Source organism: Leifsonia xyli subsp. cynodontis DSM 46306, assembly GCF_000470775.1.
Taxonomy (GTDB): domain Bacteria; phylum Actinomycetota; class Actinomycetes; order Actinomycetales; family Microbacteriaceae; genus Leifsonia; species Leifsonia cynodontis.
The window spans coordinates 1,964,181-1,984,937 of record NC_022438.1; the positions used below are offsets into that span (position 1 = coordinate 1,964,181).

The following is a 20,757-nucleotide window of genomic DNA, read 5'->3' on the forward strand; positions in this document are numbered from 1 at the left end:
TGGGGGACGACTAGGGTCTCACCCACGGTGAGTTCCTGGCCGCGAAGAACAGCGTTCTGCCGGTGGCCGGCGAGGTGTCATCGCTCGACATGTATCTGGAGAAGGCCGTGTGGGAGAACCTGATGGGGAACACCCCCGACGACCCGGAACCCAGCTACCTCGTCCACAACTTCTGGGAGCAGGGCAAACCGGGTTCGGCGAACGACACGCTGAGCTACCGGGGGTATGCCTATCCGCACGTCTACAACACTTTCTTCGGCATGTACCAGATCGAGAAGAAGTACCCCAGTCTGGTGGCCTACACGCATCCGGCGACCTGGTGCCTGAACGTCGCTTTCAACGTGTTCGAGAGGCTCTACAGCGAATCGATCTCGTACAACTGGAGCACGGGGCTGATGGGCGAGCAGACCACACCCGCCCTGATCGCCGCATTGCAGGCAGAGAGGATGACGCGCCAAGCGGACGAGGTGCTGTCGAAGATGGCGACGAAATACAAAAACTTCGCCTCCACCAAGTATCCCTATGGATCGGAGTACTCATTCGACAACACCGGCGAGGAGGCCGTCTACATGCTGGCCGAGCTGAACCTGGGCTCGGATCGCGCGAACGCTCTGCGCATGATGCGGGACATCGTCGCGAAGACGCGGGCCACTCGCGGGCAGATGCCGGTCTGGTACCTGTACGCGGACCCGACCACGATCCTCGGTGAGAGTTGGTGGCAATCGCAGTACAGCGCTGCCCTCGCCGGGTACGCGATGGATGACTACAGCAACCGGACGTCCGCTCTGCAGATGGGAGCGGATGCGGTGTCATCGAGCCAGCGGTCGGTCCTGGAACGTCTCAACTACGGCGCCAAGCTCATGAACCTGGCCAATGTCAACTCCGGGCAGATCAGCGACGTCGCCGCCAACATCGGCGCGTCGGCGTGGACCTACCAAGCGGAGAAGGGCGCTCTCGGAACGCTCGGTGTCGGTGGAGGCCCCGGCGTCCAGTTCCTCAACGGCTGGCGCGGAATGACCGGCGAGTCCGATCTGGGGCTCTGGGGCGCCGTGCAGACGATGAGCACGGACCTCGTCACCGACGACCCGATCTTCGGCACGGCCGCCTACGGCGGCAGTGAAAGCTCCGATCAGTACTCGTACACCGTGCTGCCATCGGACGGCGTCCAGCAGCGGCTGAACCTCGTGACGCAACAGCTGTCGGTGCAGTTGGGGAGCGACCGCTACACCCAGGCGATCATCGGTAAGAACAGCGCCGATCTGAGGCTGGTGTCCGGGACGGCGCACACGGGCGTCCTCCAGGTGTCGGGGATGGCGCAGGGAAGCTACGCCGTGGTCGTCGACGGAACGAGCCAGGGCACGGTGGACAACCACACCCCAGCGGGAGCGATCGCCTCGCCCCTGCAGGTGTCGTACGCCGTCCCCGCGGGAAGCTCGTTCATTCTCCACCTGGTCTCCCTTCCACCCGATGCCAACGCGCGCCGACGGTGACACCGCGGGACGTCTCGGTCCGGGCTTGAGAAGGGTCTCGACCCGAGCGGAAACCTCGGCATCGGCTCCCGCGCCATGCAGCAGCAGCCGGTGGTCGTCCAGATCGCCGAGCGCGCCTCGGTGGTCGAATGCAACCTCAAGTACAACCTCGTGGTCGCTGTGGCCGAGAACGGTGCGGCGTACACCTGGGGCGTCGGCGTCAACGGCATCCCCCAGACGTCCAGGCCGACGCTCGCGCCGGGCATCCGGGGCGCCTATCTGGCCACGGCCGGCTTCACGAACGTCTACGTCGCGGCCGAAGGCGACGTCTACGCGTGGGGCGATGGCTCCTACGGTGCGAACGGCCAGGGCAACGGCAACTCGCTCGGCACTCCCACTCTCGTCTCCGGCCTCCCCGTGCTGAAGGTCGTGAGCATGGCCGGAGTCGGGCGTTCCTGCTTCGTCGTGTTCGAGAACGGTGAGCTCTGGGGCTGGGGACAGAACCAGTACAACGTCATGGCCCGCACCGGTTCCGACGCCTACACCGCGGAGTACACCGCGGAGCGGATCGCGGTCGGCGCGCCCGTCGCGCAGGTCGTCGGAAGCGAGTACTCGGTCTACGCGCTCCTCGCCGACGGCACCACCGTCGCCGGGGGCAACAACGACGATGGCCGTCTCGGGATCGGCACGTCCGGAGGTGTCATCACTAACCCCACGCCGGTCGCGCTCCCCGCCGGAGCCACCACCGCACTCATCGCCAGGCTGCGCCAGGCCTATGCGGTCGTGGACGGCAGCGTCTACTCGTGGGGCTACAACAGCGGAGCCGTCCTCGGTGATCCGACGGCCACCGGAAACCGTCTCGCTCCCGCCCCGCTCAACCCGCCCCTCAGCGGTATCGCCGCTCTCGCCTCTGGCGACGACTCCGCCTACGCTCTCACCACGGACGGCGTCATCGTCTCGTGGGGAACGAACCACGAGTATGCACTCGGCAACGGCAGCGCGAACGGCGCCCAGGTCCCCACTCCGCTGCCGGTCAAGGGCATCCTGGATGGCCGGACGGTCACGCGTATGAGCCGGCAGGCGGGCAACAACTCGATGTACGCGATGGTCTGATCCTCACCCACCATATGTGTCTGTAAGGCCCCGCTGGCATGCTGGCGGGGCCTTACGCGACCCGCTGGCTTGGGGCAGGGCGAGAGCGCTCGGCGCGCTGGCGGTGAAGTCGTCGATGTGCGCATCGTCGCGGCTCTCTCTGCCCGGATTCGGGGCAGACCGTGCTGCGCCGGGATCACCTCGGCGGCCTGACTCCACCGGTCGCAACCGCTGAGATCTCCACACCGCGCCGGCCTTTCGCCGACACGCGGAGACATCGTTGGTTCGCCTACGCATGTTTTCCTCCCTAACATGTGATCATCATGCATGAAAGCACCGCCCAGCGAGCCGACGATGTCGAGCTGGCCCTCGAACTCGCGAATGGACTCAGTCAGTGGCGTCGCGGCCGGCTGGCATCCTCCTTCCCCGCCCACGACACGGGCGTCGGCGCCCTTGTCCAGCGTCTGCCCGACAGCATGCGGTTGCGCCGTGAACTGCGCGCCGTGTTCGCTGCGAAGACTCTTGCGGAGGCATGCGGCATTCTGAACGGGATGCTGGCCGGCGCCGGTGCGAACCCCGTGCTCGCGCTCGGCCCGACCGGACGCTGGGAGCTCCGGCTGCGGAGCACTCGGCCCGATCCTCTCTCCCGCACGGCCGTGAACACGGCCACCGCCCTGGCCGAGCTGGTCGGCGACGAGACCGGCTGGGACGGCCTGCGCCGCTGCTCCGCCGAACGCTGCGACGACTACTTCCTCGATCGCTCGCGCAACGCCTCGCGTCGCTACTGCTCCCGGACGTGCGCCAACTGGATGAATGCGCGTTCGTTCCGCCGCCGGCAGCTGGGCGACGAGTGACGCGATCGTCCCCTGCCTCTGGGCCGTCCGCGAACGCGACGGCGCTTCCGGGCGTAGCGCTGCTATGAAACCGTTTCCACTCCCAACCGCACCGTATCCCCGACCCCGACTCCCTCCCGTCGCCGCACCGTCCCCTTGATCGCCACCACGTACGCGCCCTCCGCGCTCTCCGGGAACACCGAGGTCGACCACCGCGACCCGCCGAGCGTGACCTCGACTCTCACCGATCCGAACCCCGCCGGTGGATGCGGCTGCAACCGGATCTCCTCTGACACCTCCTCCGGCAGCCTCGCGAACACCCACAGATCGCGTCGGGCCGCCCATCGGAACAGCTCTGCTTGGAATTCATACCGCACGCCGGCCATGAACCCACTCTGCCACCGGCCACCGACATCCGGACGCGTACCGGACAGTGCGAGCGTGCGTGAGCCCACGGCGGGGCCGGTGCTGTCGCACCGCTGCCGGCATCCCGAAGGAACCGACGCCGATAGCCCTCCACCCAGCGCCTTCGGACCGGTATCCTCGCCTCAACGACCACCCAGCGTCTAAGGAGGCCCGCGTTGCCCAAACGTCCCGGTTCCGTCACTTTCGTCGCCGTCCTCACGTACATCAACGGCGTGCTGAGCATCGTCGGCGGCGCGATCGTCTTGTTCACGCGCGATTCGATGGCCCGGACGGACGACGCTGGTGCGCTTGCCGGCATCACGACCTCGGCGATCCTGTCGATCGTCATCGGGATCGTCGTCCTCCTCGTCGCCCGCGGTCTCCTGAACGGCAACACGTTCTCCCGCGCTGTGGTGACCATCGTTATGGTCATCAGCGTTCTGAACGGCATCCTGCAGCTGTTCACGCAGCAGCTCGTCGGCGGTGTCGTGGAGATCCTGTGGGCGTTCCTCGTGCTGTCCCTCCTGTTCACCGCTCGCGCCAATGAGTTCTTCCACGCCCGGCCATCAGCCTGAGCCATGAGACAGAATGGGGGGCGTGGCGCTGTCATCGGCGCCCCGCGATCGAAGGGATGTGGGCAGGAATGCGCTGGCCGAAGTGGCTCCGGCGAGGTCCGGACCGAACGGTGAGGACGCGCCCGTTCGATGAGGCCGCTCTGCCGACGCCGCCCGTTCCGACGCGGGAGCAGTCCGTCGAGGAGGGTATGCTCCTCGCGGAATATGCCACCCGTATGGCCGTGAAGAACCACATCATGGTCGACGTCATCCAAGACGGCCATGACTACGAGCCCTCGCGGCACACCGCCGAGGCTGCCGCCATACTGCGCTTACTCGCCGCCGAGCAGGGCGAGGCCGCGGGGCGGATCGACGAGGAACTGTCCACAGCCGAGGGGCTCGGCGGCGATGCGCAGCATCCTCACGACTACCGCGATGTCGATGTCGTGAACCTGCGTCTGCGCCGGGACTCCGCCACGGACCTCGCCACCGCCCTCCGCGCCAAATCGGACTCGGAGGAAGAGCTGCTCGCTCTCGTGGAGCGCGGCCGCCGCGACGCCTGGGATGAGATCGGGCAGACGATCGAGGCCGGCCTGGATGCTTTCAGCGGCGTCGAGGCATTGAAAGCCGACTACGAGCGCGAGAGGCCGGCGCGCCTCAAGCTCCTGATCTGGCGCGACCTCGCGCAGCTGAGGGAAGAGCGAACAGGGTACTGACCGCGTCGGCGGCGTCCTCGGTGAGAGACGCGCCGCTGGCAGGAGCGCTCGGGGCTCCGTCTGCGCTCGGCGGCCTCCGTTCGTTCGTCTCCGAATGCGATGCGTACCGGGGAATCCCGGTGCCCGTATACCGTTCTCGCGATGTCGCCCGCCGTGCGTGCCTCCCGCTCCCTTGTCGCGCTGTCCCGGCCGGTCTTGAGTATGACCCATCAATGGGCTACATTCTCACTATGGCAAATGGGGGGATTAATAATGCTGAATATTTTATTCGTGGACGATTCCTGTGCGGAGGTCGAGTCGTCCCTCATCACGGTCGAAGACGAGGCGCTCGCCTGCTGGGACACCACCAGCGAACGCGCTATCGCGCGCTACGACCTCCGCGAGGTGCTCAGCGTCCAGTTCACCTCGCCGGGGGAGGGCGAAGGCCGCTGCCGGAGAGGACGCACGGACCAAGCGCATCCCAACGCCTACCGCCGCTGGACGGAAGAAGACGAGAACCGGATCGTCGACTTCTATCACCGGGGTGTGAGCTTCCCGGAGATAGCGGCAGCCGTCGGGCGCCGGGTCGGAGGCGTCCGGTCGCGGCTGGTACACCTCGGGGTGATCGAACCCGAGCCGGGGGACAGGATCAGCTTCCCCGGCATCGCCTTCGTGCGAGAGCGTGCGCGACTCCTGCGGCAGCCGGGCCGGCCCGGAGCGGGGAGCGGATATCGCCGCGGCCACGCTGGCTCCAGAGAGCCCGCAGACCGTTCTGCCGACGCCTGTCGGTGCGGCCCCGGCGGCGTCCGTCGCCGGTGAGGCGAGTGAGGCGAACCCGTCGAGCACTCGGCCGCCCGATGCGGAGCCGATGTCGTGAGCGTCGGTGAGCGCGCCCGCATGCGGCGAGGACCCGGCAGCGCGTACGCGGCCGCGCCGCTAAGCTGCTCGTTGCGCGTCGAGCCGGATGGCCCGATGGTCGGACGCCCCCGCGGGGAGGACATCGACCCGCTCGACATCGAAACCGGTGGAGGTGACGAAATCGAAGTAGCCGCTGAAGAACTTGTAGCGCAGATAGGTCGGTTCGTCGCTGCGCTTGAGGGTGTACCCGGATGTGGTGAGGTGGCGTTCCAGCCCGCGAATGAACCACGGATAGTTGAAATCCCCGACCATGATCGCCGGGGTGTTCGGGGCGAGCGACCGCATTCCGTCGTGCGCGGCGGCGATCTGCTTGCGCCGCAGGGAGTTGAAGGCCGTCAGCGGGGCGGCGTGGAACGAACCGACCAGAACCCGCTCTCCGGAGTCGCGGTCCCGCAGGAGGGCGGCGAGGAGCCGCTCGTTCGCCGGGGCGAGCACACGGTCGTGCAGAGACTTGTTGACGGCGAAGACCTGGGTGTCGAGGATCTCATACCGCTCATCGCGCACATACAGAGCGAGTCCGAGACGGTTGGCCCGTGTGGCGTCCGCGAGCTGGAGATGATGCAAACGCGCAGGCAGCGCCTCGCTGTCGCACTCCTGGAGGCACAGTGCGTCGACCCCGTGCGCTGAGGCGATGCCCTCGAGCTCGTTTCCGGCGGCATGCTTGCGGAGGTTGTAGCTGACGATCCTCAAGGGATTCACCTCGTTCCATTGCGAGCCCGGCGGGCGGACGCACAATCATTCTCGCCCCGTTCGCTTCCGGCGAGAGTGCCTGCCGCGCATCCCACACAGAATTCACACCCTGGTCACCGGCTGTTCGGGGACTACGGTGGTCGTATGGCAGGCGACGCGGCTGTGCTCACCGTTCCCGGCCCGCACGGCGACCGCGAGATCCGGATCTCCAGCCCGGGGCGGGTGCTCTGGCCGGAGCCGGGGATCACCAAAGCGGACCTCGCGAACTATCTCGTGGATGTCGGTGAGGCGTTCGTCCGTGCGAACGGGGACCGCCCAGTGTCGCTTCAGCGCTTTCCCGGAGGCATCGGCGGCGAGCAGTTCTTTTCCAAGAACCCGCCGCGAGGCGCCCCGGAGTTCGTGCGTTCGGTGATGGTGGTCTATCCGAGTGGGCGGACGCATCCGCAGCTCGTCCTCGACGAGCCCGCGGCGGCCGTGTGGGCGGCGCAGATGAACACGGTCGTCTTCCATCCGTGGCCCTCCCGAGCGGAGGATGCGGATGCTCCGGACCAGCTTCGCATCGACCTGGACCCGCAGCCGGGGACCACGTTCGCAGACGCTGTCCCGGCCGCGATCCGCTTGCGCACGGTGCTCGCCGAGGCGGGGCTGGAGGCGTTCGTCAAGACCTCCGGGAACCGCGGTCTTCATGTGTTCGCCCCGATCGAGCCGGCGTATGAGTTTCTGGATGTCCGGCACGCCGTCATCGCCGCAGCCCGCGAACTCGAGCGGCGCATGCCGGACAGCGTCACGACCGCGTGGTGGAAGGAAGAGCGCGGAGAGAGGGTCTTCGTCGATTTCAACCAGGCGAACCGCGATCGGACGATGGCGGGCGCGTACAGCCCGCGGGCGCTGGCCCACGCCCCCGTCTCCACTCCCCTCACTTGGGACGAACTCGGACACGTCGACCCGCGCGACTTCACCGTGCTCACCGTGCCGGGGCGCCTGCGCAGCGTCGGCGATCCCTGGGCGTCGTTCGGTGAGAGCCCGGGCAGCATCGGGACCCTGCTCGACTGGTGGCGACGTGACCTCGACTCCGGCCTCGGTGAGCTGCCCTTTCCGCCGGACTACCCGAAGATGCCGGGCGAGCCCCCGCGCGTGCAGCCGAGCCGCGCGAAGAAGAGCTGACGCGGACACGGGGCCCGCGGCGCGGCGGGTGGGTCGCACCCGGCCCGGCTCCACGGCCACGCGTCAGCTGAGCACACTGGCGAGATCGTACGCCACGGGGTACACAAGCTGCTCGAAGGTACACGATCGGGCATCGCGGTCGGGCCGCCAGCGCTCGAACTGCGCTGTGTGACGGAAGCGCATCCCCTCCATCTGGTCGTAGCGGACCTCGAGCACCCGCTCGGGGCGCAGCCGCACGAAGGAGACATCCCTGCCGGAGGAGAAGCGGCTGCGTTCGGTTTCGCCCGAGACGGCGGCCCCCCGACGCATCGCGCTCCACGAGGGGTTCGAGCGCGTCGATCAGCTCCAGCCGACGGGCGTCGCTGAAGGCGGAGACACCGCCGACGTTTCGGAGGGCCCCGGACTCGTCGTAGAGGCCGAGCAGGATCGAGCCGACACCGTGGCCGCTGGCGTGGACGCGGTAGCCGATGGCGATCGCGTCCGCCGTGCGATGGTGCTTGATCTTCAGCATCGTTCGTCTGTTCGGCGTGTACGAACCGTCCAGAGGCTTTGCGACGACACCGTCGAGGCCGGCTCCCTCGAACTCCACCAGCCAGCGCTTGGCGAGTTCGACATCGGTCGTGGCCCGGGTGACGCGCACGGGTTCCGGCAGTGCGCTCGCGAAGGCCTCGAGCGCCGCGCGACGCTCCGAGAACGGCCGATCGAGGAGGGACTCGTCGCCGAGCGCGATCAGGTCGAAGGCGATGAAGGTCGCCGGGGTCTGCTCGGACAGCAGGTTCACCCGGCTCGCGGCGGGATGGATGCGCTGGGACAGCGCTTCCCAATCCAGACGCTGACTGCCCGGGTCGCCGGTCGGCACGACGATCTCGCCGTCGAGCACGCACGGGCCCGGCAGGATGCGCCGGAACGCGTTCACCAACTCGGGGAAATAGCGCGTGAGCGTCTTGGACCCGCGACTGCCGATCGCGACCTCCCCGACCGCACCGTCTCCGGCGTCTCCGGCGTAGACGATCGCGCGGAAGCCGTCCCATTTGGGCTCGTAACTGAGACCTGCGGAGGCGCTGCCCGGGTCGGGCACAGCGGGGACGGCCCGGGCGAGCATCGGGGCGACAGGGGACTCCGACGTCGGACGCATGCCTCGATTCATGCCCCGCCACCGGCCCGATCGGAAGGGACGGATGCGGCGTGCGCATCCGGTGGAGGGGGCGGGGGTGCGGCCTGCCGGGCGGTGGTGAAATGCGGCGTCGAGGGACCCTCCGCATGCTGGGCGTCCCCTTCGAGACGCCAGAGCGACGGGTTGAACTTAGGTAAGCCTCGCCTATACTCGAAGGCGATATGTATCGACCCGATCACGCGGCACACACCGGCGACACCGCGCACCACGACGACCGCGTGCAGTTCCTCGTCGTCGGGGACGACACGTCGTTGACCGAGCTCGAGGCCGAGCTGGCGCTGTTGCCGCTGTGTTCGCGGGGGCGGGTGTTCGTCGAGGTCGAGGATGCGCGGGAGGTCATTCCGCTCGCGGCTCCGATGCGGATGACGGTGACGTGGCTGGTCCGCACGGAGCGGAGCGGACGGCCCGGGACTTCGGAGCGCTGTGCGCACGGGGAAGCGGCGCTGCGGGCGGTTCGGGCCTGGTCGGCGGAGATGCTGTGTGACGGCCCGGGGCAGACACGGGCGATCGTGATGGGGTCGTGGGCGTTGGTGACCGAGATCCGCGAGCATCTGACGGACACCGTCGGGATGCCGGTGGAGGCGATCGCGGAGCCGGTGCGGCACTGAGATGACGCACTGCCGGTCCGGCGCATCGCCAGCCGGCCGCTCTGCTCTGCCGCCGGGGTCAGGCGTGCTGCCCAGACGGGGTGGTGAGAGTCGTGCGATGGGTGGGAGCTGTGTCGCGGTTTCAGGCGATTTCGGATACGCGGTGGGAGCCGATCGGTAGGTTCCTGCCTGGTGCGACGGATCGTAGGGGCGTCCGTTTGCGTGGCCTGGTTCGCCCGGTGATCGCGTTACCGTCTCAGCGCCCGGGGCATGTCACGGTTCGGCACCGTTCAACGGGTCCGAGGGGCGTGGCGACGGGGCCAGGGTGTTCCACTGCTCCCACGGAATCACACCCTCATCCCCTGGGAGGACCTTCCCCCGATCCCGCTCCGCCCCATCCTCCTCGTTCAACTCCCACGCATCTCCCGGGGAGCACGGGGCCAGCGCGCCGCCGCTATACGAGTTGTCAGAAGCATTCGTATCGAAATCCGCGCGGAGTACCGGGCCGCCCGACCCATACACTGTGGGGGAAGGTGTGGAGTCGGTGATCCGCACGGACATGCCCAGGGATTCCCAGTAGGCAGCGACGCGTTCGGCGTCGCCCTGATGGTCTGTCCCGCGTGGGGCCCAGTGGTCGTAGCTGTAACTCGCCCCCAGCACACCGCCACCGAGCCCGCACTCATCCGCCCACACCGGACCGCTCCGCGGCCACCAGCCGGTGATGTGAAGCTGCTTCGTCGTCCCGATGACGAAATCCACCACCGCGTCCCGGCCCTCCCGCGGCGTCATCGCCTTCGACGTCATGCTCTTTCCCGTTCCTTTCCCTGCCGGCCCACTCCCTGCACAGCCGACCACTCCCGCACCGAGAGCGATCGCCGCGAACACGACCGCACAGACCCGAACACCAGCCCTAGCTGTGTTTCTCAGGGACGTTGGTCAATCTGCTGATGGGTGGCTGGCTGCCGATGGCGGTGTGGGGCCTGTGGTGATTGTAGGAGTGCAGCCAGGCCGGGAGTGCGTTGCGGCGGGCTGATTCGGAGTTGTAGTGCCGGGCGTATGCCCAGCCGTCGGCGAACGCTGTGCCGGTGATCATGTCGCCGGTGATCCCGTGTTTCCCGGTCCGCTTCGCGGTGATGGCCTTGTTCCGCTCTCCCTGGAGACGTCCGACGTAGCGCCAGCCGCCACCGTCGGGGATGTTGCCGAGTTTCTTGATGTCGACGTGGATCATCGATCCGGGATGGTCGTGCTCGTAGCGGCGGGCGGGTTCGCCGGTGCGGACGTCGACGTGGCTGGGCCGATTGATCCGGCACCGGGAGAGGACCGTGTGAACGGTCGAGGCGGGCATGCCGAGCTGGGCGCCGATACCGACTGGTCCCAGCCGCTTCTTCCACCGCAGATGCACGACCTTGCGGACCAGTCTTCGCGGGGTCTTGTTCGGGCTGTGATGCGGCCGTGACGAACGGTCCAGCATTCCCGCCTCGCCCATCTCCACGTAACGACGAGCCCATCGGTCCGCGGTGCGTCAGGACACTCGGAAGTAGGTCGCCGCCGCAGCAACGGACCAGCCGTCGTCGACGACTTGGCGGGCCAGGCGGAGGCATTCGCGAGGAGTCAAAGCAGCATTAGCGTGGGTCACGAGGACCTCCTAAGTCATCGAGTGCAGGGAAACTAGACAGCCCCACTCTCGACCGGGAGGTCCTCACCCATCTATCGCGTCACACCTCAACCAACGTCCCTGAGCAGCACACCAAACACGCACTATCCATCACATGGAGCGGCGCGAGAGTGCTGTTCACCGAGCGTTCCACCGCCTGTGCAAGAACAGGTACATGCCTCGGCTCACAAGCACCGAGTACCTGACCCGTCGCTCAACGCTCATTGCCGACCAGCTCGCGGACGCCAGCGCGCTGAAGACTCTCACCTCGGCGCAACGGCAGGCACTACGCGACTTCTACCTGCTCAATCACACTCTTGATCAAGAGGCCGTGCTCACGCGACAGAAGGCGGCATCCCAGGAACGGCCTGGTCTTGTCCGACAGGCAGGTTTCGCATACAGAGCCTTCGCAAGACAGCAACAGGCAATCAGCGCACGTCAGCCAATATCAGACAAGCAACCGATCCCCAGCAGACCCAGTGAACGCCGCATCGTCATCCACGCGGTGGAGAGAAACCTACCAGACACCAGACACCTCGCCGAGGCGATCGTGGAAGTGATCCTCAAACGCGAAGCCGTCGCACGACAACAGACCGAGGGCGATGACCAAAGCTGAGACCGGCGACCATGTACCGATGACCGCACCAATCGCACTCCTCTTGTCGTGAACCTACACAACCGAAGATGATACATTTCAGATTGTCTACAAGAATCCAATAGATGCCACGAATACAACAGCAGCAGCTGTACTGCCTCTCTCGCCAGATGTACCGATTAAATCCAAGAAACGCCCGATCAAACACACTTTCTCATGTCCGATCGGGCGTCTCGTCGGTGGAGCTAAGGAGATTCGAACTCCTGACCTCTTCGATGCGAACGAAGCGCGCTACCAACTGCGCCATAGCCCCTTGAACTGCTCGGCAAGCCTAGCACCCTCCCGACGCCGATTCGAAATCGAGAAGGGCTCAGCTGGCGGCGCGGCGGCGGCGGAGAACGGCGTCCAGGTCGAGGGCGCCGTGGACATCGGCGTCGACGATGCCCATCGTGGCGTAGCGGCTGGGTTCGGCGGGCGCAGGGAGGGTCGCGGCGGCGGGGGCGGCCTCGGCCGGGCGCGGGCGGAGCGGCACGGGGGCGGGAGGCGGCGGCGCCACCTCGGCGCAGCGGCGGTCGAACTCGACGCGGGCGGCGGTGCGGCGCAGCTCGGTGGCGGCGTCCACGGAGGCCATCGCTGCGGCGGCGACCGTTCCGGGCGAGAGGTGCAGCGGCTTCGGGAGAGGGCGCGGCGTCCAGCTCTGGCGCAGGCGCTCCTGAACGGGGAGGTCGTGCTGGGCGTCGTCGTAGAGGGCCGGAGTCGTGGGGGCGACCGGGATGCGGGGGGACGCCGGTGAGGCGGCAGCGGCGGGACGGGCGAGACGGCCCAGCGTCCAGAGGGCAGCAATGACGATGGCGAGCGAGAGCACCGGGAGGATCCAGGCCCCGGTCGCGAGCAGCGCCGGGACGCCGCCGATCGCACCGACGACGCCCGCGACGAGCACCAGTGTGGTGAGCGCGCGGGAACGGCGCAGCCTGCGGCGGCGCTGTGGGGAGAGGGCCGGCCGGGATGTCGCGGCCGCGAGGGCATTCGCCCGCTGGGCCGCCGCCGCCCGCGATGCCCGCTCCACGGCAATCGCCGCCGCCGCCGCGCGCTCCGCGTCTTCCGCGGCGCGGCGGCGCTCGTCGGCCAGCGCCTGTTCCCGGCGCGCTATAGCGGCCGCCTCCGCTCGCGCGGTCGCTGCGCGCTTGTCCTCCGCGCGACGGAGGATGCGCTGCTGCTCGGCGACGGTCTTGGCGGTCGCCTCCAAGCGGACCTCATCGGGGAGCTCGGCGGTCTCGGCGAGGATGCGGAGCGTCTGCTGGAGGCGGACGGCGTTCCGTTCGGTGGCGAGGTACTCGCGGCGGCGGAGCCACACGGGCACCAGGTAGGCCAGCCAGAGGGCGGCCGCGAGTGCGACGACCACCCCTCCGCCCATCACATCCCCGTTCATGCTTCTACGCTAGGGGCACGCCGGGCGGCGGCGGGGAACGCCGCGCTGGTGTTTCGCGGGCCGGAACGTTCTCTCAGCGGGCTCAGCGCTGCCGTGCCACCGGCAGGGGGATGGCGGCGGCGGCCCGGTCGTCCGGGGTGACGGTGGCGGCCCCGGCCGGGACCTGCCCGTCGAGCCAGCGGCGGAGGGCGCCCTGCGGCAGCTCCTCCGAGACGAGCCCGAAGCAGAAGTGATCGCGCCAGTCTCCGTTGATGTGGATGTAGCGGCGGCGGAGGCCCTCGTAGCGGAAGCCGAGCTTCTCGACCACGCGGAGGCTGGGGCCGTTCTCCGGGCGGATGCAGATCTCGATGCGGTGCAGTCCGAGCTGGAAGAAGCAGTAGTCGACGGCGAGGGCGACCGCGGTGGGGGTGATGCCGCGTCCGGCGAAGCCCTCGGCGATCCAGTAGCCGATGGTCGCACTGGAGAGCGAGCCGTAGGCGATGGAGGAGACGTTGAGCTGGCCGGCGAGCTCGCCGTCGTACTCGACCAGGAAGGGGAGGCCGTGCCCGGCGCGCGCGTTGACGAGCAGCGAGCGGATGCTGGCGCGGGTGTCGAACGCGCTCGGCGCGTACGGGCTGGTCGCCTCCCACTGCCGCAGCCAGCCGCGGTTGTCGAGCAGCGAGCGCTCCAGCGCCCGCGCATCCCGCAGCCGGATGGGGCGCAGGGCGATCCTGCCCTCGCTGATCGTGGGGATCACGGACGCCACGGCCTCCTCCTTCCGCGGCGCGCTACGCGTTCGCGTCAGGGGTCGATCCTGCCGACCGGGCCGGCTCGGCCGGCATCTCGTCCAGGACCTCCGAGGGGGTGTCCGCGAGATCGCCGGCGAACGCTCGCAGCCACGGGCGCAACTCGGGGCCGAGGTCGTCGCGATCGGTGGCGAGCTGGATGATGGCCTTGATGTAGTCGAACCGGTCGCCGGTGTCGTAGCGACGGCCGCGGAAGACGACGCCGTAGACGCCGCCGGTCCAGTCGGGGGCCTCGGCCATCGACTGCAGCGCATCCGTCAGCTGGATCTCGCCGCCGCGACCGGGCTCGGTGCTCTCCAGCACATCGAAGACTTCCGGGCGCAGGATGTAGCGGCCGATGATCGCGTAGGTGGAGGGGGCGTGCTCGCGGTCGGGCTTCTCGACGAGGCCCGTGATGCGCACCACATCGTCTTGGTCGGTCGCCTCGACGGCGGCGGCCCCGTACAGGTGGATGGATTCGGCCGGCACCTCCATGAGGGCGACGACCGTGCTGTTGTGGTCGTGCTGCACCTGAAGCATCCGCTTGAGGAGATCGTCGCGGGCGTCGATGATGTCGTCGCCGAGGAGGACGGCGAACGGCTCCCGGCCGACATGCATCTTCGCGCGCAGCACGGCGTGGCCGAGACCTTTCGGGTCGCCCTGGCGGACATAGTGCATATCCGCGAGCGAGGTGGAGTAGTTGACCTTCTCCAGCCGGTCGGTGTCGCCCTTCTTGCTGAGGGTGTCCTCCAGTTCGGCGTTCCGGTCGAAGTGGTTCTCGAGCGCGTTCTTGTTGCGTCCGGTGATCATGAGGACGTCGTGAAGTCCGGCATCGACCGCTTCCTCGACCACGTATTGAATGGCCGGCTTATCGACGACGGGGAGCATCTCCTTGGGCATCGCTTTGGTCGCGGGCAGGAAGCGTGTGCCGAGACCGGCTGCGGGTATGACGGCTTTGGTGACAGAGGTGACCATGCGGCCTACAGTATCCGCAATTCAGGGCGGCACAGGGTGGGATCTTCTAAGATTGCGGCATGGACTCGGACACTGCCGCCCATCGCAAGCGCGCTTTGCGCGCGGAACTGCGCGAACGACGACAGAACCTCACGCGTACACAACAGCAGGCCGCGACGGCAGGCCTCACCCGTCAGCTGGTGGACCTGACGACAGACCTCTCCGCCCGCTCGCTCGCCTGCTACCTCTCCACGGCGATCGAGCCGAACACCCGCCCGTTCGTCAACTGGGCGCACGAGCAGGGTCTTCGGGTGCTGCTCCCGATCTCCCGCGAGGACGGCCTCCTCGACTGGACGACCGGCGACGGCGAGACCGAGACCGAGGGCCTGTTCGGGATGCCGGAGGCCGTCGGCGAGCTGCTCGGCCCGATCGCGATCAACGATGTCGATCTCATCCTGGTCCCCGCGGCCGCCGTGGACGCGAGCGGGATGCGGATGGGCTGGGGGCGCGGGTATTTCGACAAGGTCCTCGGAAGCATGGAAAAATGTCCTCCGGTGTATGCCGTCCTGTACGACGGCGAGGTCGTGGACGAAGTCCCCCGGGAACGTCACGATCAGCCCGTGGATGGTGCGGTCACTCCGACCCGGATCGTCCAGTTCATCTGATCACGAGCGACGGAAGCCGATGCCCACCTACTCCTACTCGTGCCGCGACTGCGGCCATGCCTTCGACATCCAGCAGGCGTTCACCGACGACGCGCTCACGGTCTGCCCGGACTGCGGCGGCTCGCTGCGCAAGGTGTTCGGCGCGGTCGGCGTGACCTTCAACGGGTCCGGGTTCTACCGGACGGACTCGCGCGGTGGTACGAAGAAGGAGAGCTCCTCGCCGGGGTCGTCCACAGCGTCTGCGCCGTCGGGCTCGTCGACGGGTTCGGCGGGGTCCTCCTCAGCGGGGTCCGCAGCGTAGCCGCTCCGCTCCCTCATCCGCCGCGAAAGGACCGAATCATGCTCACAGGGTTCAAAGAGTTCATCCTCCGCGGGAACGTGATCGACCTGGCGGTCGCGGTCGTCATCGGCGCCGCGTTCACCACGATCGTGACCGCGATCGTGACCAATCTGATCACTCCGCTGATCGGAGCCTTCTTCCAGGCGAACGCGCTGGACGAGGCGATGATCGTCAGCCTCAACGGCTCGGACATCCGGTTCGGCGCTGTGCTCGGCGCGATCGTCAACTTCCTCATCATCGCGGTCGTCGTCTACTTCGCGTTCGTCTTGCCGCTCAACAAGCTCAAGGAGCGTCAGGAGCGCCTGCGCAGCAAGGGCGTCGTGGAGCCGGGCGCACCGGTCACCGAGCTCGATGTGCTCACCGAGATCCGCGACCTGCTGCAGAAGCAGCAATCCCAGCCGAGCGGAAGCGGCAAGCACTCCGACCCGCTGCCCTGACCCGCGGCCCGCCTGCGAGATCAGTAGTGCGGCGGGACATCCCGCTTCAGCCGCCCATCGTTGGACGGCCACGCGGTATCGGCGGCCTCCCGCTCCGGAAGGCGCGGGGCCGGGTCCGAGCCCGGCGCGCCGGGGCGCTGCGCACGCCTGCCGCGCCGCGCGTGCGCGGCGGCGACAGTGGCGTCGGACGGTGTGCTGTCGGTCACGTCTTCAGCGTAGCCGGGGTCTGACGGGGCGGTGCTCCACGATCACACCGGCAGGGTGACCGGCGCGGTCACCGCGTCCGGCTCTTGGACGCCGATGAGCTTCGCGATCCGCCCGGCCACCGTGTCCGGATCGGCGAACAGCTCGAAGTTGTGTACGCGGAGGTAGTGCCAGCCCAGCCGTCGCAGCACGTCCGGGCGCAGACGGAGGGACTCGCGGAGGCTGCCGCTGTTGACGTCGTCGTCGGTCTCGACCACGACCGCGCGGCCCTCGTTCGAGGCGACCAGAGTGAGCTTGCCGCGATAGGCGAGCTGCACATCCAATCCGCGGCGGGCCAGACGCTTGGCGAGGTCGACGATCATGGGATCGGCGTCGGGGCTGAGGTATTCGGGTGTCGGGGCCTGAAGCTCGTCGGCTTCGCCGAGCACCTGGGCGAGCGCCGCGATACCGTGGCGCATGCGCGTCTCGTCGATGTCCTCGGGGCGGAAGCAGGAGACGATGTCCATGCCGCGGCGGGCGCGGGTCATGCCGATGGCGAGGAGACGGTCGCCGCCCGGCTCGGCCAGCGCGCCGAAGTTCGACAGCAGGCGGCCGTGCGGGGTGCGTCCGTAGCCGATGGAGAAGACGACGCGGTCGCGGCTCTGACCGACGGACTGGTCGAGGGTGACGACGGTGAAGGGCTCGGGCCGGTCGCCCAGGATGAAGTCGGCGAGTTCGGTGCGCTTGGCGAAAGCGTTCAGGACGGCCTGGTTCACCCGGACGGCGTGGCGCTGGCTCGCGGTGATGACCATGAGGGACTCGCGCGAGCGCTCGACAGCGTGGCGGAGGACGAGGTCGACCACACGGGCCACCTCGGCGTCGGTCGACTCGACAGCGCCGGTGTCGCTGTCGGGCATCCCCTGCCCGCCGGTGACGTAGTGGAGGGAGAGGCTGCCGTGGCCGAGATACGTGCCGGCCCAGGGGAGGGAGTCGATCTTGCCGCCGTAGAAGCGGCGGTTGACCAGCTCGGCGAGATCCTCTCCCCCGGCACGGTAGCTGCGGCTGAGCGTGTAGACGGGGAGCAGCTCGGAGAGCCGGGCGAGCGCGGAGTCCGCGTGCAGCGCATCCACATCGTCGGCCGCGCTGGCGCTGCTGTACTCGTGTACGCCGATGTCGAAGCGGGAAGGGGTCTGCGTGACCGGGTCGCCGAAGGCGACGACCTGCTTGGCGCGGCGGAGGACCGGAACGTTCTCGGCGAGGCTTGCCGCTCCCGCGTCGACGATGACGACGGCATCGAACGCGATCTCCCTGCCGAGGGACGGCACTTCGTAGGGGGAGATGAGCCAGACCGGGGCGAGCGGGCGGGAGAGGTGGGGGGCGGCGGCGTTCAGGGACTGCGCGGTCGGGATGCCCGCGGTGAGGAGGCGCTTCAGGGCGGCGGCCTCGTCCGGCCAGTCCACGATGCCGATCTTCCAAGTCTCGGCGAGCAGCCAGGCGAGCTGCTTGCCGGTCGCAGAGGCGTGCGCTTCGTCGACCAGCCGGAAGTCCGCCTCCAGACGGTCGAGGACGCTGGTGTTGCCGGAGAGGAGAGCACGGTCGGCGGCGAGCAGCGCTTCGAGGACGGACTGCCACCAGGCGAGTTCCAGTTCAGCGCTGACCTGCGTCTCAGGGACGTGCCGCGCGGAGAGGTCGGCGAGCAGAGGGTCGAGCTCCAGCTCGCGCAGCCGGGTGAGCAACGCGGTGCGCTCCTGCAGATTGGCGAGCACCTCGGACTCGGCGGACAGCCCGGCGAGCTGGCGGCCCAGCTCTGCGATGGGCAGCGCGGCGAGCGAGTGCGGCGTCCCGGTGCGGCGCAGCGGGATGTCGAGGCGCGCGAGATCCTCGGCGACGCGCTGGTAGGCGACCTGGACATCCGCGATCCCGACCGGGACCTCGGGAACGACGCCCGCGACGGCGAACCGGTTCCACAGAATGCGCTGTTGCTGGATGCGCCGCAAGCTCTCGTTCAGATCGGTGACATGCACGCCCGGGCGCACATACTCCAGCGCCAGCTTGCGGAGGCGGCGGCGGTTAGCCCCCGACATGCCGGGCGACTCGCGGCGGGAGGCGGTGGCGGCGATCAGTTCGGTGAGGGAGCGGTCGAACACGGCAGGCGTGAACCGGTCCAGGGTCTCGCGGATGTCGAGGAGCAGCCGCAGGTAGACGCCGAGTTCGGCGATCGTCTCGAAGGGCCGCATCCGGGTCTGTCCGATGAGAGCCTTCGCCCGCTCGAGGAGCCGCGGGAGCTCGGCGCGGTTCAGCTTCTTGGCGAGGTCGTGGGCGGACTTGCCCTCCTCCGTCGTCGTGAAGGAGGCGCCGTACCAGGGCGAGTCCCCCGGGCCGTAGCGGAACTCGCCGAGGCGGGCGGAGCGGATGAGGGCGTCGGCAGCGGCCGAGCGGTCGCCGGCGAGCGTCTCGATCGAGCGGCGACCGAGGCGGGCGGTGGTCGAGGGCGGGGAAGGCAGCAGAGCCAGTCGCGAGAGCTCGCGCAGCGCGTCGAGCACCGAGACGTGGAGCACCGGGTCGCGCCGGGTGAGCGCGCCGCGGTAGTCGAGCAGCACTTTGCGCAGGCGCACCAGCGCCTCGTCCACGTCGGTGACGCGGGGCTGCTCGGCCTTCTCATTGCGGCCGATGGTCTGGATGAGGTCGCGGCGGAGGCTCCGCGGTGTGACGGCGACCCCGGGAAGCCCCGCCTTCGCGAAGCGCTGGGCGATGTCGTCGAGGCTGGAACGGCGGGGACCAACCACGAGCACACGCTTGTGCTGCGCGACCAGGGCGCCGATGGCGTTGACGATGGTCTGCGTGCCGCCGGTGCCGGGCAGCGTCTTCACGACGAGGGAGTTGCCCGCGGCGATCTGCGCGACGACGTTCTCCTGTTCCTCGTCCGCGTCCAGCAGGAGCGAGTCTGTGGCCGGGGGCCGCTCGTCCTGCTTGATCGGCTCCACCGGGTTGAAGGCGCTCTCGACGGCGAGGAGCGCGGTCGGGTTCCCGGCCAGCGCGTCGAGGATGACGCTGTCCAAGTCCTCGGCCTCGGCGCGCAGAGCCGGGGCGACGTCCGCGAAAGAGGAGACCACGAGCCGCGGCTGGACGTTGAACCAGGGCAGATGCGAGGTCAGACCGCGCAGCCGGTCGATGACAGGCTGCGGTTTGAATGCGCCGTTGTCGAGCGCGAGCGCGAGGAAGGCGTCCGCGTCGAGCGTGATCTGGAACTGCTCGGCCAGACAGCGCGCGAGCTCCGGATTCAGGAACGGCGCGCCTGTGAGCTTCAGCTCGAAGTCGCGCCCGTAGCGCCGGATGGCGAGCGGACGCAACAGGATAGGCGCGGAGTGCTCTTGCGTGCCGTGCCGCCACTGGGCGAGGCCGATGGCGAGATGCACAGCCTCGATGCCCCGGACGGAGCGCAGCTCGATGCCCTTGGCGGTGATCGCGTTCGCGGCCGCGCGCGCTGTGCGCAGCGCGAGCTCGTCGCGGATGAGGCTCGACAGAAGAGTGCTCTGACCGGTGATGAACTGCGGGAGACCGCCCGGGTGCGTCGTGCTGAGCTCGATGCGGGTCCGCGGGCTGTCCTCGAAGTGCAGCAGGGGCGAGGGGCCGCCGATCGCGGCGATCTCCTCACGCCAGCGATGCCACTCCGGATCGGCTATGTTGCCGGCCATGAGCCCCGGCGCGCCCAGGCTGAGCTTGTGCGGAGCGGTCGTGTTCTTGGCGGGATGCAGGGCATCGTCCCTCGCGACGGCCGACGTCGTCTCGTCGTCCTCGCTTTTCCGGTCCAGTCGCCACACACGGACACCCTACGTGCCGAACCGGGGAACAGGCCGGAAGCGGAACGGGTTTCGCGTCATCTCGCGATTCACGAGCCGAGGAACAGTGGCGCTTCCCCCGCCGGGCGAACGAATGCTGAGAGAAACCACAGGCCGAGATCCTCGACCCGGAGGCAGCGCCCAGCGCGGCTTCCTAATCTGGACCGGCTGCGCCGAACCCGCGCGGCGGGAAGCCCGATGCGACCAGCGAGGTGCGGATGACGGACGGCGGCGAACGTCGGCGAGCTCTGGCAAGCGAGCGGGAGGCCGCGCGGAGGCCAGAACCGCCGCCGCGTCCGAAGCGCTCCCCCCGGCC

The 20,757-nt window shown here is 68.6% G+C and carries 20 protein-coding genes, 1 tRNA gene and 2 pseudogenes; 12 read left to right on the plus strand and 11 right to left on the minus strand.

What is annotated here, in order from left to right:
* The first annotated feature begins 62 nt into the window (after window positions 1-62).
* The 3 genes from O159_RS09375 (at window position 63) to O159_RS13335 (ending at window position 3,415) form a co-directional block, all read left to right on the plus strand.
* The gene (locus O159_RS09375) at window positions 63-1,490 is read left to right on the plus strand and encodes a DUF5695 domain-containing protein (RefSeq protein WP_021755562.1); all 1,428 of its coding nucleotides are present in this window, start codon (window positions 63-65) and stop codon (window positions 1,488-1,490) included.
* 75 nt (window positions 1,491-1,565) lie between these two features.
* Entirely contained in the window at window positions 1,566-2,582 is a 1,017-nt protein-coding gene (locus O159_RS09380) for an RCC1 domain-containing protein (RefSeq protein ID WP_021755563.1), read from the plus strand.
* Window positions 2,583-2,884: 302 nt separating this feature from the next.
* Complete coding sequence (locus tag O159_RS13335) at window positions 2,885-3,415, plus strand: CGNR zinc finger domain-containing protein (protein WP_144267637.1); 531 nt, start codon at window positions 2,885-2,887, stop codon at window positions 3,413-3,415.
* Window positions 3,416-3,477: 62 nt separating this feature from the next.
* Here O159_RS13335 and O159_RS09390 read toward each other — a convergent pair whose 3' ends face one another.
* Window positions 3,478-3,780, minus strand: coding sequence for a DUF1905 domain-containing protein (locus O159_RS09390; protein ID WP_021755565.1), 303 nt, complete (start codon window positions 3,778-3,780; stop codon window positions 3,478-3,480).
* Between the two features lie 195 nt (window positions 3,781-3,975).
* Between O159_RS09390 and O159_RS09395 the strand changes: the two genes are divergently transcribed.
* The 3 genes from O159_RS09395 (at window position 3,976) to O159_RS09405 (ending at window position 5,867) form a co-directional block, all read left to right on the plus strand.
* Window positions 3,976-4,374: a DUF7144 family membrane protein gene (locus O159_RS09395; RefSeq protein WP_021755566.1), complete on the plus strand. Its 399-nt coding sequence runs from the start codon at window positions 3,976-3,978 to the stop codon at window positions 4,372-4,374.
* A 188-nt stretch (window positions 4,375-4,562) separates the two neighbouring features.
* The gene (locus O159_RS09400; RefSeq protein WP_236609465.1) at window positions 4,563-5,069 is read left to right on the plus strand and encodes a hypothetical protein; all 507 of its coding nucleotides are present in this window, start codon (window positions 4,563-4,565) and stop codon (window positions 5,067-5,069) included.
* Between the two features lie 270 nt (window positions 5,070-5,339).
* Window positions 5,340-5,867, plus strand: coding sequence for a hypothetical protein (locus O159_RS09405; RefSeq protein WP_021755568.1), 528 nt, complete (start codon window positions 5,340-5,342; stop codon window positions 5,865-5,867).
* A 117-nt stretch (window positions 5,868-5,984) separates the two neighbouring features.
* Here O159_RS09405 and O159_RS09410 read toward each other — a convergent pair whose 3' ends face one another.
* Complete coding sequence (locus O159_RS09410) at window positions 5,985-6,656, minus strand: endonuclease/exonuclease/phosphatase family protein (RefSeq protein ID WP_021755569.1); 672 nt, start codon at window positions 6,654-6,656, stop codon at window positions 5,985-5,987.
* Window positions 6,657-6,800: 144 nt separating this feature from the next.
* Between O159_RS09410 and ligD the strand changes: the two genes are divergently transcribed.
* A complete protein-coding gene (ligD, locus tag O159_RS09415) occupies window positions 6,801-7,820 on the plus strand; it encodes a non-homologous end-joining DNA ligase (RefSeq protein ID WP_021755570.1) in 1,020 nt (339 codons plus the stop codon).
* 63 nt (window positions 7,821-7,883) lie between these two features.
* On the opposite strand, the pseudogene O159_RS09420 reads toward ligD, so the two are convergent.
* A pseudogene (locus tag O159_RS09420) lies at window positions 7,884-8,955 on the minus strand (ATP-dependent DNA ligase).
* A 200-nt stretch (window positions 8,956-9,155) separates the two neighbouring features.
* Between O159_RS09420 and O159_RS09425 the strand changes: the two are divergent.
* Window positions 9,156-9,602: an SIP domain-containing protein gene (locus tag O159_RS09425; protein ID WP_021755574.1), complete on the plus strand. Its 447-nt coding sequence runs from the start codon at window positions 9,156-9,158 to the stop codon at window positions 9,600-9,602.
* Window positions 9,603-9,854: 252 nt separating this feature from the next.
* On the opposite strand, the gene O159_RS09430 is transcribed toward O159_RS09425, so the two are convergent.
* Entirely contained in the window at window positions 9,855-10,385 is a 531-nt protein-coding gene (locus O159_RS09430; protein WP_021755575.1) for a hypothetical protein, read from the minus strand.
* Between the two features lie 106 nt (window positions 10,386-10,491).
* A pseudogene (locus O159_RS09435) lies at window positions 10,492-11,217 on the minus strand (helix-turn-helix domain-containing protein).
* Between the two features lie 193 nt (window positions 11,218-11,410).
* Between O159_RS09435 and O159_RS09440 the strand changes: the two are divergent.
* Window positions 11,411-11,851, plus strand: a complete 441-nt coding sequence (locus O159_RS09440) for a hypothetical protein (protein WP_144267641.1) — start codon at window positions 11,411-11,413, stop codon at window positions 11,849-11,851.
* Window positions 11,852-12,070: 219 nt separating this feature from the next.
* On the opposite strand, the gene O159_RS09445 is transcribed toward O159_RS09440, so the two are convergent.
* The 4 genes from O159_RS09445 to galU form a co-directional block, all read right to left on the minus strand.
* A tRNA-Ala gene (locus tag O159_RS09445) sits at window positions 12,071-12,143 on the minus strand.
* A 57-nt stretch (window positions 12,144-12,200) separates the two neighbouring features.
* Window positions 12,201-13,259, minus strand: a complete 1,059-nt coding sequence (locus O159_RS09450) for a hypothetical protein (RefSeq protein WP_021755578.1) — start codon at window positions 13,257-13,259, stop codon at window positions 12,201-12,203.
* A gap of 82 nt (window positions 13,260-13,341) precedes the next feature.
* Window positions 13,342-14,004: a GNAT family N-acetyltransferase gene (locus O159_RS09455; RefSeq protein WP_021755579.1), complete on the minus strand. Its 663-nt coding sequence runs from the start codon at window positions 14,002-14,004 to the stop codon at window positions 13,342-13,344.
* 22 nt (window positions 14,005-14,026) lie between these two features.
* Window positions 14,027-14,998: a UTP--glucose-1-phosphate uridylyltransferase GalU gene (gene galU / locus O159_RS09460; protein ID WP_021755580.1), complete on the minus strand. Its 972-nt coding sequence runs from the start codon at window positions 14,996-14,998 to the stop codon at window positions 14,027-14,029.
* Window positions 14,999-15,057: 59 nt separating this feature from the next.
* Between galU and O159_RS09465 the strand changes: the two genes are divergently transcribed.
* The 3 genes from O159_RS09465 to mscL are packed head-to-tail and all read left to right on the plus strand — an operon-like array spanning window position 15,058 to window position 16,419.
* Window positions 15,058-15,642: a 5-formyltetrahydrofolate cyclo-ligase gene (locus O159_RS09465; protein WP_021755581.1), complete on the plus strand. Its 585-nt coding sequence runs from the start codon at window positions 15,058-15,060 to the stop codon at window positions 15,640-15,642.
* Window positions 15,643-15,661: 19 nt separating this feature from the next.
* The gene (locus O159_RS09470) at window positions 15,662-15,943 is read left to right on the plus strand and encodes an FmdB family zinc ribbon protein (RefSeq protein ID WP_021755582.1); all 282 of its coding nucleotides are present in this window, start codon (window positions 15,662-15,664) and stop codon (window positions 15,941-15,943) included.
* A gap of 38 nt (window positions 15,944-15,981) precedes the next feature.
* Window positions 15,982-16,419: a large conductance mechanosensitive channel protein MscL gene (gene mscL / locus O159_RS09475; protein WP_021755583.1), complete on the plus strand. Its 438-nt coding sequence runs from the start codon at window positions 15,982-15,984 to the stop codon at window positions 16,417-16,419.
* A gap of 20 nt (window positions 16,420-16,439) precedes the next feature.
* Here mscL and O159_RS09480 read toward each other — a convergent pair whose 3' ends face one another.
* Window positions 16,440-16,625: a hypothetical protein gene (locus O159_RS09480; RefSeq protein WP_021755584.1), complete on the minus strand. Its 186-nt coding sequence runs from the start codon at window positions 16,623-16,625 to the stop codon at window positions 16,440-16,442.
* 42 nt (window positions 16,626-16,667) lie between these two features.
* On the minus strand, window positions 16,668-20,423 hold the full coding sequence (locus tag O159_RS09485; protein WP_021755585.1) for an ATP-binding protein: 3,756 nt from the start codon (window positions 20,421-20,423) through the stop codon (window positions 16,668-16,670).
* Window positions 20,424-20,757 lie beyond the last annotated feature (334 nt).